Source organism: Nocardia sp. FBN12 (genome assembly GCF_050320175.1).
Lineage (GTDB): Bacteria > Actinomycetota > Actinomycetes > Mycobacteriales > Mycobacteriaceae > Nocardia.
Genome location: NZ_CP190048.1, coordinates 968,202 through 982,767, shown reverse-complemented (window position 1 = coordinate 982,767; position 14,566 = coordinate 968,202). Strand labels below are relative to the sequence as shown.

Below are 14,566 nucleotides of genomic sequence, written 5' to 3'. Positions count from 1 at the left end.
CGCGCGGGGCGCCTCGGTAGCATTGTGCGGGTGTCCCCCATCGCTGACGTCGCCGAAGTGTCCGTAACCCGTCCGCCGCTGTCCGCGGACGAGATCGACGCCGCCGCCAAGCGAATTTCCGACATCATCGAGCCGACACCGCTGCAGTACAGTGCGCGGCTGTCGGCGAGCACTGGGGCGCAGGTCTACCTCAAGCGCGAGGACCTCACCGCGGTCCGCTCCTACAAGCTGCGCGGCGCCTACAACCTGATGGTGCAGCTCACCGCCGCCGAGCGCGCGGCCGGTGTGGTGACTGCCAGCGCGGGCAACCACGCGCAGGGCGTGGCCTTCGCCTGTCAGGCGATGGGTGTGCGCGGGCGCATCTACGTGCCGACCACCACCCCCAAGCAGAAGCGTGACCGCATCCGCGTGCACGGCGGTGAGTTCGTCGAGCTGATCGCGGTCGGCGAGACCTATGACGCGGCCGCCGCGGCCGCCGCCGACGATGTCGCCCGCACCGGCGCCACCATGGTGCCGCCGTTCGATGACGCCCGCACCGCCGCGGGTCAGGGCACCATCGCCGCGGAATTCCTCGAGCAGCTCGGCACCGCACCCGACCTGGTGATCGTCCCGGTCGGTGGCGGCGGCTGCCTCGCCGGCATCGGCACCTACCTGCGCGAACGAGCACCGCAGAGCGGCCTGCTGGCGGTCGAGCCCGCGGGCGCTGCCTCGCTCACCGCCGCGCTGGTCGCCGGTGCGCCGGTGACGCTGCCCGAGATCGACCCGTTCGTCGACGGTGCGGCCGTGCGCCGCATCGGCGAACTGCCCTACCGGGCGGCGGCATCGTTCGGCGGCCGGATGGTCTCGCACGCTTCGCTGCCACTGCTCACCACGCCCGAATCCTCCTCCGGCACAGCGCCTTTCCGGGTGATGCTGGTCGACGAGGGCGCCATCTGCACCGCGATGCTCGACCTCTATCAGAGCGAAGGCATCATCGCCGAGCCCGCGGGCGCACTGGCCACCGCGGCGTTGGCCGAGATCGACATCGAACCGGGCAGCACGGTCGTGGTGCTGGTCTCGGGCGGTAACAACGACGTCTCGCGCTACGGCGAGATCATCGAACGCTCGCTCGTGCACCGCGGTCTCAAGCACTACTTCCTGGTCGATTTCCCCCAGGAACCCGGTGCGCTGCGCCGCTTCCTCGACGACGTCCTCGGCCCGGACGACGACATCACCATGTTCGAGTACGTCAAGCGCAACAACCGGGATACCGGGGCCGCGCTGGTCGGCATCGAACTCGGCGCCACCGACGACCTGGCCTCGCTCATGCACCGCATCGAGGAGTCCCCGATCCAGGCCGAACGCCTGGAACCGGGTTCCCCCGCCTACCGTTATCTGACGTAGGAGCGCCGCGCGGCGGTCACGCCGCCGCGCGGTCCTCGCGATGTCCGGACGCGCGACTCGCGCGCACGCTCGACACGACCAGCGGCAGCAGCCAGCCCATGGCGAGCTGGTCGTAGGGCAGCAGTATCTGGTCGAGACGGTTGTGGACGTAGGCCACCGAGAGTCCCGACTGCGGGTCGACCCAGCCGAACGAACCGCCGAGTCCGATGTGGCCGAAACCGTGCCGTGCGCCGGGGACGGGCAACGAGTGGTAGCCCAGGTGCCACATCATCGGAAGATAGAACAGCGCGTGGTCGAGCCGATACGTCTGGACCCGGCGGATCGCGGTGTGCGTGCTCGGCCGCAGATACGGCGTACCGTCGACGCTGACGCCGTCGGCCAGCGCGGCATACATCCTCGCCAGCCCGGCGGCGGTCGCGACACCGTTGCCCGCGGGCATCTCGGTGTTCAGGATCGTGGGGTCGTCACCGTCGAGAATGCCGTCGAGGCCGGGCACGAACAGGCACCGAGCCGCCGCACCGAGCGGTCCGGGCAGCCGGAACCCGACCTTGGCGAGGAAGCCCGCGGCGAGCGGGTGCGCGGCGAAGCTCATGTGCGCGCCGACCAGCCGGGCGTACTCGGTCGACGAGTCCGCGGCGGGACGCCCGAGGTGGATGCCATCGATACCGAGCGGATCGGTGACCTCGCTGCGGATCAGCTCGCTCATACTCCGGCCGGTCACGCCCCTGGCCAGGCCCGCGAGTAGCCAGCCGTAGGTCAGTGCGTGGTAGGTGGGGGTGCCGAGCATCCGGTCGGGAGTGGCCAGCGCGAGGCGATCCTCCATCAGTTCGTGATCGAGGGCTTCCGCGGCGGTGCCGGCGACCATGGACAGCGACGAGAGTCCGGCGCGGTGGGTGAGCACGTCGGCGACGGTGATCGAACCCTTCCCGTGCGCGGCGAAGCGCGGCCAGTACTCGGCGATCGGCGCCTGGTAGTCGATCAGCCCGCGATCGGCGAGCCGGTGGATGACGGTGGCGGTGACGCCCTTGGTCGCGGAGAACACGATCGCCCCGGTGTCCGCGGTCCACGGCCGATCACCCGCGCTACCGGCCCAGAAATGGGCGAGAGGTTCACCGTGGCGATAAACCGCGAGTGCCCCGCCCGCGTCGCGGCGATGGCCGATCAAGGTGGCGAAAGCGCGCACCAGCGGGCCGAATCCAGCCGGGGCGTAACCCCCGACACCGGCCGGGAGGGCAGTGCTTTCCTGCCCGTAAGCGTCGTTGCTCATCATCCGACTATACGGTGTTATGTCTATTCGGCAATGGCGCGTTTCGGACCTGTGGCCGACCCGTAGCCGGGCGAAATCACTCGGTGACCACCGTGCCCGCGCCGTCACCTTCCTCTAGCACGGCGAAACTGTGACCCGAAACAAGTGTTCCCGCACCACTTTCGGTGGCGGGCGACCAGGCGAGCAGCACGCGACCGTGCACCGGGATCACCACTTCGTCCTCGGCGAGGTTGCACACCACTGATATTCGGCCACGACGCAGGATGAACCAACGTTGTGCTTCGTCATAGTCGGCCCACACGCGTTCCAGCCATGGATCGGTGAACTCGGGCCGGGATTTACGCAAGGCCAGCAGGCCGCGATAGCAGGCGAGCAACCGGGCGTGCGGTTCGCGACCGACCTCGGTCCAGTCGAGCTTGGACCGGGCGAAGGTGGCCGGGTCCTGCGGGTCGGGCACCTCCTCGGTGGACCAGCCGTGCTCGGCGAATTCGGCGCGGCGCCCGCTGGCGGTAGCCGCGGCGACGACCGGGTCGGTGTGGGAGGTGAAGAATTGGAACGGGGTCCGCGCACCCCACTCCTCGCCCATGAACAGCATCGGGGTGCTCGCCGAGAGCAGCACCAGCGCCGCCTTCACCGCGAGCTGGCCGGGTGTGAGGTAGGCGCTGGGGCGATCACCGATCGCGCGATTGCCGATCTGATCGTGGTTACAGGTGTAACCGAGCAGCGCGCTGCCGGGGACGAGGTCGCGCCGCAGCGGAGCACCGTGGCTGCGGCCACGGAAGCTGGAATAGGTCGCGGCGTGGAAGAACCCGTGGGTGAGTGTCTGCGTGAGGCAGGCCAGTGAACCGAAATCGGCGTAGTAGCCCTGCCTTTCGCCGGAGACAGCCGTGTGGACGGCGTGGTGCAGGTCGTCGTTCCACTGGCCGGTGAGCCCGTAGCCGCCTGCCGCGCGTGGGGTGATCAGGCGAGGGTCGTTGAGGTCGCTCTCGGCGATCAAGCTGAGCGGTCGGCCCAGATGTGCTGCCAGTGCGGTGGTTTCGACGGTGAGCTCGTCGAGCAGGTGGGTGGCGGTGCGGTCGACCAGCGCGTGCACGGCGTCGATGCGCAGTGCGTCGACGTGGAATTCGCGGAGCCAGCGCAGGGCGTTGTCGATGATGTAGGCGCGGACCGCGTCCGAGCCGGGACCGTCGAGGTTGAGAGTCTGTCCCCAGGTGTTGCGGCCGGTGGTGAGATAGGGGCCGAAGCGTGGCAGATAGTTGCCGCAGGGGCCGAGATGGTTGTAGACCACGTCGAGGCAGACCGCGAGGCCGCGGGCGTGGCAGGCGTCGACGAAGCGTTGCAGGCCGTCGGGGCCGCCGTAGCTTTCCTGCACCGCGTACCATCCGACGCCGTCGTAGCCCCAGTTGTGGGCGCCGTCGAAGGCGTTGACCGGCATGAGTTCGACGGTGGTGACGCCGAGGGTGACGAGGTGGTCGAGGTGCTCGATCGCCGCGTCGAAGGTGCCGTCGGGGGTGAAAGTGCCGATGTGAAGCTCGTAGAAGACCGAGCCGGCAAGTGGTCTGCCTGTCCAGTTCTGGTCGGTCCAGGCTGTTTGGTCGAGGTCGTGAACGGCGGAGCTCGCGTGCACGCCGTCGGGTTGGCGGGCCGAGCGCGGGTCGGGCAGGACCGTCGGGTCGTCGTCGATGAGAAACCCGTATCGCGCCCCCTGACCTGCGTCGACACGCACCGACCAGTTGCCGCCGCCGTTTCTTCGCATCGGGTACTCGACCCCGTCCAGTCGCAGCCGCACCGCTCCCGCCGCCGGAGCCCACACCCGAAACTGCCTCATCGGCCCAGCATCGCATGCCCCGCGCCGGCATGCTCGATCAACGATTCACCGCGCGTGTGCGGCGACCCCGACCGGTCCGGCGCCGATGCACAGCGACTGCCGCTCGTCGAGGGACCTGATCCGCAAGGTGTCGCCACCACCGAGGAGCCGGACGTACACGGTGTTCAAGCCCGCGCGCACGTCGGCGATCGTCTCGGTCTCGCCCTCGAAGGACAGGGCGATCCGGCCGTCCCGTTCGGCGTTGTAGTTCACCTGGGCGGTCCAGTCGCGAATCTGCATCGGGCCGTCGAGTGGGAGCTTGGTGCCGGTGGTGCCGGGCACGCGGTACCCGCAGCGGGGTTCGGGGCCCTCGACGATGGCGCGGTTCCACCAGACCTGCGCGTCGACGATGGCGCCTTCGTCGGTGATCATCCGCAAGCGTGGGGTCGAGAGGGCGAAGGTGGTGGGGGTCGCGATCGGGGCGAAGACGCGGTCGGTCATGTTCTCGGGGAAAGCCAACGGGTTCAAGACATTCCACGGAACTTCTTGCGGCAGCAGCGGCGCGTCGGCGGCGCCGGGAAGAGCGGCACGCACGCCGGTGACGTAGGTACGGGCCGGGCTCGGCTCCCATGACCTGGTGAAGGTGATCGTCGAGTACACACTGCTCGCGAGGAACACGATGATCGCCGCGATACCCACTGTCCGCCGAGCCCGACCGTCGCGTCTCACCTCGACCGCGGCCGATCCACTGACGGTGCTCGAACTCGACCGGTGGCGGCGGGGCGCCAGCGCGATCAACGCGAGCGCGGCGGTGGCGATGACGGCGAAATCGGCGAAATAGCGCACCGACTGCAGGAGCAGACCCGCGGTACTCGGCCCGTCACGGAGGAGGACGACGGGGGCGATTGTCAGGACCGCGTATCCGGCGGCGCACACCCAGATCGCGGCGACTCGGCAGCGGGTGCGAATCGTCCACGCCGCGAACAGAATCAGTGACAGCCAGCTCAGCGCGACCAGCAAGCTCGGCGAATCCGCCCACGGGGTGGCGGGTTGCCAGCGTTCCCAGTGCCATGGGCCGCCGAACAGCGCGGGCACCAATCCGTCGGACAGCGCGCGGCTCCACAGGGCGCCGGGATGTTCGGGTGCCGAGAGTCCCCTCGGACGTTGGATGACAAGCAGAAAACACGCCGACCACGCCAGCAGCACCGCACCGGCCGCCGTCCACAGCGCGCCCCCACGCCGAGCGGCCGACCGCACAGATCCCCCCGTCACGTGGGCGGCCAGCACCGCCACCGCGAAAGCCACCGGCAGCACGACCACCGATTTCTCGAAGAACAGCAACGCCACCGCGAACACCGCCGCGCCCGACACCGCGTACCTGCGCTGCCCGGTGCGCACCAACCGCACCGCGTCCGCGCTCACCCACGCCAGCGCGATCTGCAACGGCAGCGCGTTCACCGCCGCCGACCACCAGGCGAACGCGGGCACCGTCAACGGGACGAACAGGTAGAACGCCAGGGGTCCGAGCATGCGGGCGCGAAGCCCGAGCAGCACGATCAACAGTCGCAGCACCGCCAGCGAAACGAGCAGTTGCAATCCGGTCAGCACCACGACGGCGACTGCCCAATTCAACGGCGCCACCTCGGTGACCAGCCAGGTCAGCACGAACGCCAACGGCATCACGTGCCCGTCGTGACTGGTGAACAGCAATTCCGTCGACAACACCGGCTGACTGCTCACCCGGCCGATCAGCAGGAAATCGTCCCAGTAGAAGAATCCCGAGGCGGCCACCCAGCCGCGCAGGACCAGCTGCGCCAGGATCATCATCGCCGCGACGAGCAACACCGCGCGGCCGGACATCCGCCACGGCACCGGCCGCGATCGGTCCCGGGAGTGGGGCGGCGAGTCGAGCAGCGGCACTGACGTCACGCCTCTCGACGCTAGCTCCTGGTTCGCGGGGCGGCCATCACGACCCACCACAGGGGTGGCACCGATGGTCTGTGTTCGCCCACATGTTCATTTTGTACTGATCTGTTCAAAACGTGCTACGGTCGTCGAATGGCCCGACCCAAGGAATTCGACGAGCATCGCGCGGTGGACGCCGCCATGCGGGCGTTCTGGTCCGCCGGTTACGAGGCGACCTCCACCCAGGACCTCTGCGCCGCGACAGGTTTGGGCCGCAGCAGCATCTACAACACCTTCACCAGCAAACGCGACCTGTTCGATCGCGCACTGCGCCACTACATCACCACGAAGAACGCACCCCTGTTCGACATCCTCGACAGCGACGCACCGGCCAGGGAGCGGATCGGCACCATTCTGCGCCGGACCGCGCAGGCGCCCGACAGCGAACCCGCGGGCTGTCTCGTGGTCAACTCGATCGTCGAACTCGCCCCCCACGATGCCGCCGCACGGGCCACCCTGCGCGCCGACGAGGAGCGCCGCCTCGACGCACTCACCGCGACGATCGAAAGTGGCCAGCGCGCAGGCGAATTCGCGACCGACCGCGACGCGCGCGCCATCGCCCAGTTCCTGACCGCCACCATCAGCGGCATGCGCGTCGCGGCGCGCGGCGGGGCGGATCATGCCACCCTCACCGCGATCGCCGAAACCGCGATGCACTGCCTCTGAGATCCAGCGGCCCGACCCGACTTTCACCATGCCCCAGTTTTGAACCAATTGATCCAAAATAGAACGAAAGGTTGTCATGCCGACCGCTGTGTACATCCTGGGCCTGTCCATCTTCGCCCAGGGCACCTCCGAGCTGATGCTGGCCGGCCTCCTCCCGGAAATGGCCGCCGACCTTGGTGTCTCCATTCCCAGTGCGGGACTGCTCATCTCGGCCTTCGCGCTGGGCATGCTGGTCGGCGCGCCGCTGCTGGCCGTGGTGACCCTGCGCTGGCCGCGCCGTGACGCCCTGCTGGCCTTCCTCGCGATCTTCGTCGCCGCCCACGTCGTCGGCGCGCTGAGCGGCGACTACTGGGTGATCTTCGGGACCCGAGTGGTGAGCGCCTTCGTCTACGCGGGGTTCTGGGCGCTGGCGGCGGCGACCGCGGTGAGCCTGGTGGCGCCCCAGTTGCGCGGGCGGGCGATGAGCATCGTCGCGGGTGGGCTCACCATCGCCACGATCTTCGGGGTGCCCGCGGGCACGGTCATCGGCCAGAATCTGGGCTGGCGCGCGGCCTTCTGGGCGGTCGCCGTGCTGTCCGCGCTGACGATGATCGGTGTGTTCGCGAAGATTCCCGGCGGTCGACCCGCCACGGTCCCGGTGCTGCGCAGCGAACTGCGGGTGATGGCGAACCCGCGACTGTGGGTGTCCTATGGCGCCACCGCGCTGTCGACGGGTTCGGCGTTCGTCACCTTCGCCTACCTCGGCGCGATGCTGGCCGACACCACCGGCATCTCGGTGGCGTGGGTTCCCGCGGTGCTCGGCCTGTACGGCGTCGGCGGGTTGATCGGCATCACGATCGGCGGTCGATTCGCCGACGCGCACCCGTTCCGCACACTGTACGTGGGGGCCGTGGGAATGACGGTGGTCGCGGCCGCGATCGCCGTGACCGCGTACTCCCCCGCCCCGATGATCGTTCTCGTCCTACTGCTCGGCGCTTTCGGTTTCGCGACCAATCCGGCGTTGAACACTCGCGTCTTCACGCTGGCGGACGGGGCCCCGACGCTGGCCGCGGCGACCAACTACTCGGCGTTCAACGTCGGGATCACCGTCGGTCCGTGGCTGGGTGGACTGGCCATCGGCGCCGGGCTCGGCTTCACCTCGGTCGGCTGGATCGGCGCCGGACTCGGGCTGGCCATGCTCGTCACCGTCGCCCTGTCCCACCGGCTGGAACGTCGGCCCCGAACGGCCGCTGCTACCTCCGAGCCGCGTGTACCCGCGTTGATCCACCCGTAGTTCGTTTCCGGCTTCCTCAGCCCAGGCAGCCGGGGCCGAGCAGCGCTTTCAGGTCACCCATCAGCGCCGAGGACGGGGAGACCCGCCAGGCGTCGTCGAGTTTGAGCATGGTGGTCTTCTCGCGAGCGCCGACGTGGCGGATGAAGACATCCGAGGTGCCCTGGTGACGGGTGAGGACCTTCTTGAGTTCACCGAGCTTGTCGGGCGTACACATCCGGGTCGTCATCACCACCGCCACCGGCTTGGCGACACCGATGGCCGAAAGATCGGGGACGACAAGGTCGTTGGCGATCAGCGAGATGCGGTCGTCGCGCACGGAGACCCTGGCCTTCACCAGCACCACGGCGTCTTCGACCACGTCCATGCCGTAGACCGAGTACGACTGCGGGAAGAACAGCACCTCCACACCACCGGTGAGATCTTCCAATTGCGCCGAGGCCCAGGCCAATCCGTTCTTGTTGATGCGGCGGTTCACCGAGGCGAGGATGCCGCCGATGGTCACCTGCGCGCCGTCCTTGACGTCGCCTTCCAGGATCGCCGGGATGGGGGTGTCGACCTGGGCGGCCAGTACGTGTTCGACACCGTTGAGCGGGTGCCCGGATACGTAGAGGCCCAGCATCTCACGTTCGAGAGCGAGCTTGTGCTTGGTCTCCCATTCGTCTTCCGGCACTTTGACGTTGAATACCGACGCCATCGAGTCGTCGCCGTCGCCGAGGCCACCGAACAGGTCGAACTGGCCGATCGCCTCGGCCTTCTTGGTCGACATCACCGCGTCGATCGCATCGGAGTGAATCAGCAGCAGGCCCTTGCGTGGGTGCCCGAGCGAGTCGAATCCGCCTGCCTTGATGAGGGATTCGGTGACCTTCTTGGAACAGGCGATCGCGTCGATCTTGTTCAGATAGTCGGAGAAGTCGGTGAACTTCGACTTCTCCCTGCGAGCGTTGATGATCGAGCCGACCACGTTGGTGCCGACGTTGCGGACCGCGCCGAGGCCGAACCGGATGTCGGTGCCGACGGAGGCGAAGTTCAGCTCCGATTCGTTGACATCGGGCGGCAGCACCGTGATGCCCATCTTGCGGCAATCCGACAGGTAGATCGCGGCTTTGTCCTTGTCGTCACCGACGGAGGTGAGCAGACCCGCCATGTACTCGGCCGGATAGTTGGCCTTGAGGTAGGCGGTCCAGAAGGAGACGAGGCCGTAGCCGGCGGCGTGCGATTTGTTGAACGCGTACCCGGCGAACGGGAGAATCGTGTCCCACAGTGCCTTGATGGCGGGCTCGGAGAAATCATTGGCGAGCATGCCGTCGCGGAAGCCGGCGTAGGCCTCTTCCAGGACGGAGAGCTTCTTCTTACCCATGGCGCGGCGCAGGATGTCGGCTTGGCCGAGCGAGTACCCGGCCACCTTCTGCGCGATCTGCATGATCTGTTCCTGATAGACGATCAGGCCGAAGGTGTCGGCCAGGATGTCCTTCAGTGGCTCTTCGAGTTCGGGGTGGATCGGTTTGACTTCTTGCCGGTTGTTCTTGCGGTCGGCGTAGTCGTTGTGGGCGTTCATGCCCATCGGGCCGGGTCGGTACAGCGCGAGGACGGCGACGATATCGCCGAAGCCGGTGGGCTGCATGCGGCGCAGCAGGTCGCGCATGGCACTGCCGTCGAGCTGGAAAACACCGAGAGTGTCGCCGCGGGCGAGCAATTCGTAGGTGGCCGGGTCGTCGAGCGGCAGGTTGTCCATGTCGAGATCGATGCCGCGGTTGGCCTTGATGTTCTCCAGGGCGTCACCGATGACGGTGAGGTTGCGCAGACCGAGGAAGTCCATCTTCAGCAGGCCGATGGCCTCGCACGACGGGTAGTCCCAACCGGTGATGATCGCGCCGTCCTGCGCGCGCTTCCACACCGGGATCGCGTCGGTGAGCGGCTCTGAGGACATGATGACCGCGCAGGCGTGCACACCCGCGTTGCGGATCAGGCCTTCCAGGCCTTTCGCGGTCTCGTAGATCTTGGCGATATCGGGGTTGGAGCCGATGAGCTCACGCACCTCGGCGGCTTCCTTGTACCGCTCGTGATCGGGATCGGTGATGCCCGAGACCGAGATGTCCTTGGCCATGATCGGCGGCGGCAGCGCCTTGGAGATCTGGTCGGCGATGGCGAAACCGGGCTGGCCGAACAGGACTCGCGCGGAGTCCTTGATCGCGGCCTTGGTCTTGATGGTGCCGAAGGTGATCACCTGGGCGACCCGGTCGCTGCCCCACTTCTCGGTGGCGTAGCGGACCATCTCACCGCGGCGGCGATCATCGAAGTCGATATCGATATCGGGCATCGACACGCGCTCGGGGTTGAGGAATCGCTCGAACAGCAGACCGTGCGGGATGGGGTCGATATTGGTGATGCCCATCGCGTAGGCGACCAGCGAACCGGCCGCCGAACCACGGCCGGGACCGACGCGGATGCCGACTTCCAGCGCGTGCTTGATCAGGTCGCCGACGACGAGGAAGTAGGCCGGGAAACCCATCTCGCAGATGACTTTGAGTTCGAAGTCGGCGCGGTCGAGGTATTCGCGCGAGGGACCGTCCGGGAAGCGACGATCGAGACCATCGAGGACTTCCTTGCGCAACCAGCTGGCCTGGTCGTGGCCCTCGGGCACCGGGAAGACCGGCATCCGGTCGCGATGGGCCCACACGTCGTCGTAGGACTGGACCCGCTCACCGATGAGCTCGGTGTTGTCACACGCGCCGGGGACCTCGGCATCCCAGATCGCGCGCATCTCCGCGGCGGACTTGAGGTAGTAGCCGTCACCGTCGAACTTGAAACGGGTCGGGTCCGAGAGCGTCTTGCCGGTCTGAATGCACAGCAGCGCTTCGTGGTTGACCGACTGGTCCTTGGTGACGTAATGGCAGTCGTTGGTGGCGATCGGCGGGATGCCGAGCTGCTTGCTGATGTCGATCAGGCCCTCGCGGACCCGGCGCTCGATGGACAGACCGTGGTCCATCACCTCGAGGAAGAAGTTGTCGGCGCCGAAGATCTCCTGCCACTTCGCGGCGGCTTCGAGCGCTTCGCGATCGTGGCCGAGGCGCAGGCGCGTCTGCACCTCACCCGACGGGCAGCCAGTGGTCGCGATGATGCCCTCGGCGTGCTGGGCGATGATCTCCTCGTCCATCCGCGCCCACTTGCCCAGCTGACCCTCGATCGAGGCCAGGCTCGACAGCTTGAACAGGTTGCGCAGACCGGTCGCGTTCTCGGCCACCATCGTCATGTGGGTGTAGGCACCCGAGCCGGAGACGTCGTCGCCCTTCTGGCCGGGGTCGCCCCACTTCACGCGCTTGGTGTCGAAGCGCGAGCCGGGCGCGATGTAGGCCTCGATGCCGATGATCGGCTTGATGCCCGCCTTCTTGGCCGAGTTGTAGAACTCCGAGGCGCCGTACATGTTGCCGTGGTCGGTCATGCCGACCGCGGTCATGCCCAACCGATCCGCCTCCGCGAACAGCGGCGAGATCTTCGCCGCGCCATCGAGCATCGAGTACTCGGTGTGGTTGTGCAGGTGAACGAACGATCCGGACGGAGCCAAGACGGTCCTTCCTCCCATAGAGTCGGCGGGGGTTGGCCTTGGCATTCTATGCACGGGGGTCCGACACATTTCGCACTCGGCGCGCGCGCCACGAACCGCACCTCGTGTGGGGCGGCGTATCGTGGTGAACGTCACGACGGGCGCTCGAGCTCGCGAAGAAGTCGACCTGGTCCGATTCCGGTGCCCACACCGACATAATCGATCCGTGCACTCCAATCGGCCGACTCGATGACCCCTTTCATCGTCGCCGCCGCGGTCGTCGCCCTGCTGGTCGTGGCCTTGCTGGTGTGGCGACGTACGCAGCGGGTTGTCACCACCCCCGCACAGCGCGCCGTCCACCAAGCGCTGCACACCGCGTCGCTGGCCGCCGTGCCGTTGCGGCGCGGGCTGACCGAGGAGTCCGCGAACGAGGCGGCGCCGCACCTGCGCGCGCTCGCGGGCGCCGAAGCGCTCGGGATAGCTGATGCGGAGGGGACACTGCTGGCCTGGGATGGTCCGCATGCGGGGATGCTCGCGCTGTTCGCTGACGCGGGCCGCCGGGCTGTCGCGGACGAGCGGCCGGTGCTGGTGGCCGGTGACGAGCACACGTTGATCGCGCAGCCGTTGTCGATCGACGGGGGCGCGGCGGTCGGCGCGCTCGGAATGGTGACGACCGGCACACCGGGGCCGGGGATGCTCGGGGCGGCGGCGGAGGTGGCGCGGTACGCCTGTGGGCAGTTGGAGCTCGCCGAGCTGGATGCCTCGCGCGCTCGCGTCGACCGGGCCGAATTGCGTGCGCTGCGGGCTCAGATCAGCCCGCACTTCATCTACAACGCGCTCAACACGATCGCCTCGTTCGTCCGCACCGACCCGGATCGGGCCCGCGAACTGATTCTCGAATTCGCCGACTTCACCCGCTACTCCTTCCGCGCCGCGGGCGAATTCACCGTGCTCGCCGACGAACTCCGCAATATCGAGCGATACCTGGCGCTGGAACAGGCCCGCTTCGGCGATGCGCTCGACGTGCGCCTGCGCATCGCACCGGAAGTCCTCGGCGTCGTCCTGCCCTTCCTCGCCTTGCAACCGCTCGTCGAGAACGCGGTCCGGCACGGCCTCGCCGGGGGCGGGCGGGGCGGCCAGCTCAGCATCGTCGCCAGCGACGCGGGCACCGACTGCCTGATCAGCGTCGAAGACGACGGCATCGGCATGGACCCCGACCTCCTGCGCTCAGGCGCGCTCGACGCCGTCGACACCGGCTCCGGCCCGGCCCGCACCGGCGAGGCGGCCCACGTCGGCCTCGCCAACGTCGACGACCGCCTGCGCGCCGCCTTCGGCAACGACTACGGCCTTGTCGTGGAAACCGCACCCGGCGCCGGCACGAAGGTCAGCATGCGCGTGCCGAAGTTCCGCGCCGGTATCCGCGCCTGATGCGCCTCGAACGGCAGCGTTCGACACCACCGTCACGGGTGCCGGTTACCATGGATGGGTTGTGACTTGGAACACCGAAGAACCCTCGACCGCCCTGCGGGTGCTCGCCGTCGACGATGAGAAACCGGCGCTGGATGAGCTCGTGTATCTGCTGAGCACGCAGGCCGGGGTCGGGGAGATTCATCGGGCGGGTGAGGCAACGGGTGCGCTGCGGTTGCTGCGGGCGCATCCGATCGACGCGGTGTTCCTCGATATCGATATGCCAGGGCTCACGGGAATGGAATTGGCCGGGATTCTGTCGGAATTCGCGGAGCCACCCGCGGTGGTTTTCGTCACCGCGCACGATGACCACGCGGTGGCCGCATTCGATTTGGGGGCAGTCGACTATCTGCTGAAACCGTTGCGGGGCGCTCGGTTGGGTGAGGCGGTGCGGCGGATTCTGGCGGGGCGGGTTTCGGTGCCCGCGGCGGTGGTGGCCGAGTCCGCGCATCCCAGTGAGGTGATTCCGGTGGAGCTCGGCGGGGTGACCACCTTGGTGAATCGGGCCGATGTGGCGTGGGTCGAGGCGGATGGTGACTACGCGCGGTTGCATACCGGGAGTGGATCGCATTTGGTGCGGATTCCGTTGTCGGCGTTGGAATCACGATGGGAGGACGCGGGTTTTCTGCGGGTGCATCGGTCGTATCTGGTGGCATTGCGATTGGTCACCGGGTTGCGCAGTTCCGGTAACGGGACGGTGGTGTGTCTGCGGGCAGAGGGGGCGGCCGGGGCGGTGGAGTTACCGGTGAGCAGGCGGCAGGTGCGTGAACTCAAGCAGCGGCTGGTGCACGGGCCCCGGCAGAATTGGTCGCAGCGGTGACGGGTCCGCAGCGACCGCCGCGCGAACGCGTGGTGCTGGCGCAGCGGCGGGGTGCGCGTCAGGTGCGCACTCGCACAGAGGTGGTCGAGCAGACCGATCTGGGCGCGGCGTTGATCGGTGGGCTGATCCGGGCGCAGCTGGGTCTGGCATTGCGCCTGGGGCTGGTGGTGGCGGTCGGGTTCGGCGCGCTGCCGGTGCTGTTCGGCATCGACACGATCGCCGAGGCCGCGGTGCTCGGGATCCGCCTGCCGTGGCTGATCCTCGGCGTGGTCGCGTTCCCGGTGCTCTACGCGGTGGGGTGGTCCTATGTTCGCCTCGCCCAACGCAACGAGGACGACTTCCTGGAACTGGCCGGGGACTGACACATGCCCTGCGAC

10 protein-coding genes are annotated in these 14,566 nt (G+C 68.0%); 6 read left to right on the top strand and 4 right to left on the bottom strand.

What is annotated here, in order from left to right; translation table 11 throughout:
- The first annotated feature begins 30 nt into the window (after positions 1-30).
- Complete coding sequence (ilvA, locus tag ACQHI0_RS04920; protein ID WP_427906735.1) at positions 31-1,383, top strand: threonine ammonia-lyase IlvA; 1,353 nt, start codon at positions 31-33, stop codon at positions 1,381-1,383.
- Between the two features lie 16 nt (positions 1,384-1,399).
- On the opposite strand, the gene ACQHI0_RS04915 is transcribed toward ilvA, so the two are convergent.
- The 3 genes from ACQHI0_RS04915 to ACQHI0_RS04905 all read right to left on the bottom strand — a co-directional run bounded on the left by ACQHI0_RS04915 (position 1,400) and on the right by ACQHI0_RS04905 (position 6,386).
- The gene (locus ACQHI0_RS04915) at positions 1,400-2,650 is read right to left on the bottom strand and encodes a serine hydrolase domain-containing protein (RefSeq protein ID WP_427906734.1); all 1,251 of its coding nucleotides are present in this window, start codon (positions 2,648-2,650) and stop codon (positions 1,400-1,402) included.
- Between the two features lie 76 nt (positions 2,651-2,726).
- Entirely contained in the window at positions 2,727-4,478 is a 1,752-nt protein-coding gene (gene treZ / locus ACQHI0_RS04910) for a malto-oligosyltrehalose trehalohydrolase (protein WP_427906733.1), read from the bottom strand.
- A gap of 45 nt (positions 4,479-4,523) precedes the next feature.
- Complete coding sequence (locus tag ACQHI0_RS04905; protein WP_427906732.1) at positions 4,524-6,386, bottom strand: hypothetical protein; 1,863 nt, start codon at positions 6,384-6,386, stop codon at positions 4,524-4,526.
- A 129-nt stretch (positions 6,387-6,515) separates the two neighbouring features.
- On the opposite strand from ACQHI0_RS04905, the gene ACQHI0_RS04900 reads away from it, so the two are divergent.
- On the top strand, positions 6,516-7,088 hold the full coding sequence (locus ACQHI0_RS04900) for a TetR/AcrR family transcriptional regulator (RefSeq protein ID WP_427906731.1): 573 nt from the start codon (positions 6,516-6,518) through the stop codon (positions 7,086-7,088).
- A 76-nt stretch (positions 7,089-7,164) separates the two neighbouring features.
- The gene (locus tag ACQHI0_RS04895; RefSeq protein WP_427906730.1) at positions 7,165-8,361 is read left to right on the top strand and encodes a Cmx/CmrA family chloramphenicol efflux MFS transporter; all 1,197 of its coding nucleotides are present in this window, start codon (positions 7,165-7,167) and stop codon (positions 8,359-8,361) included.
- Between the two features lie 16 nt (positions 8,362-8,377).
- Here the strand turns inward: ACQHI0_RS04895 and dnaE are convergent, their stop codons facing one another.
- Entirely contained in the window at positions 8,378-11,941 is a 3,564-nt protein-coding gene (dnaE, locus tag ACQHI0_RS04890) for a DNA polymerase III subunit alpha (protein ID WP_427906729.1), read from the bottom strand.
- A gap of 210 nt (positions 11,942-12,151) precedes the next feature.
- Here dnaE and ACQHI0_RS04885 point away from each other — a divergent pair, with 210 nt between their 5' ends.
- The 3 genes from ACQHI0_RS04885 (at position 12,152) to ACQHI0_RS04875 (ending at position 14,551) form a co-directional block, all read left to right on the top strand.
- Positions 12,152-13,330, top strand: a complete 1,179-nt coding sequence (locus ACQHI0_RS04885) for a sensor histidine kinase (protein ID WP_427906728.1) — start codon at positions 12,152-12,154, stop codon at positions 13,328-13,330.
- 61 nt (positions 13,331-13,391) lie between these two features.
- Entirely contained in the window at positions 13,392-14,189 is a 798-nt protein-coding gene (locus tag ACQHI0_RS04880; RefSeq protein WP_427906727.1) for a LytR/AlgR family response regulator transcription factor, read from the top strand.
- Complete coding sequence (locus ACQHI0_RS04875) at positions 14,186-14,551, top strand: hypothetical protein (protein WP_427906726.1); 366 nt, start codon at positions 14,186-14,188, stop codon at positions 14,549-14,551. The genes ACQHI0_RS04880 and ACQHI0_RS04875 overlap by 4 nt, the downstream gene beginning before the upstream one ends.
- The last annotated feature ends 15 nt before the right edge of the window (positions 14,552-14,566 follow it).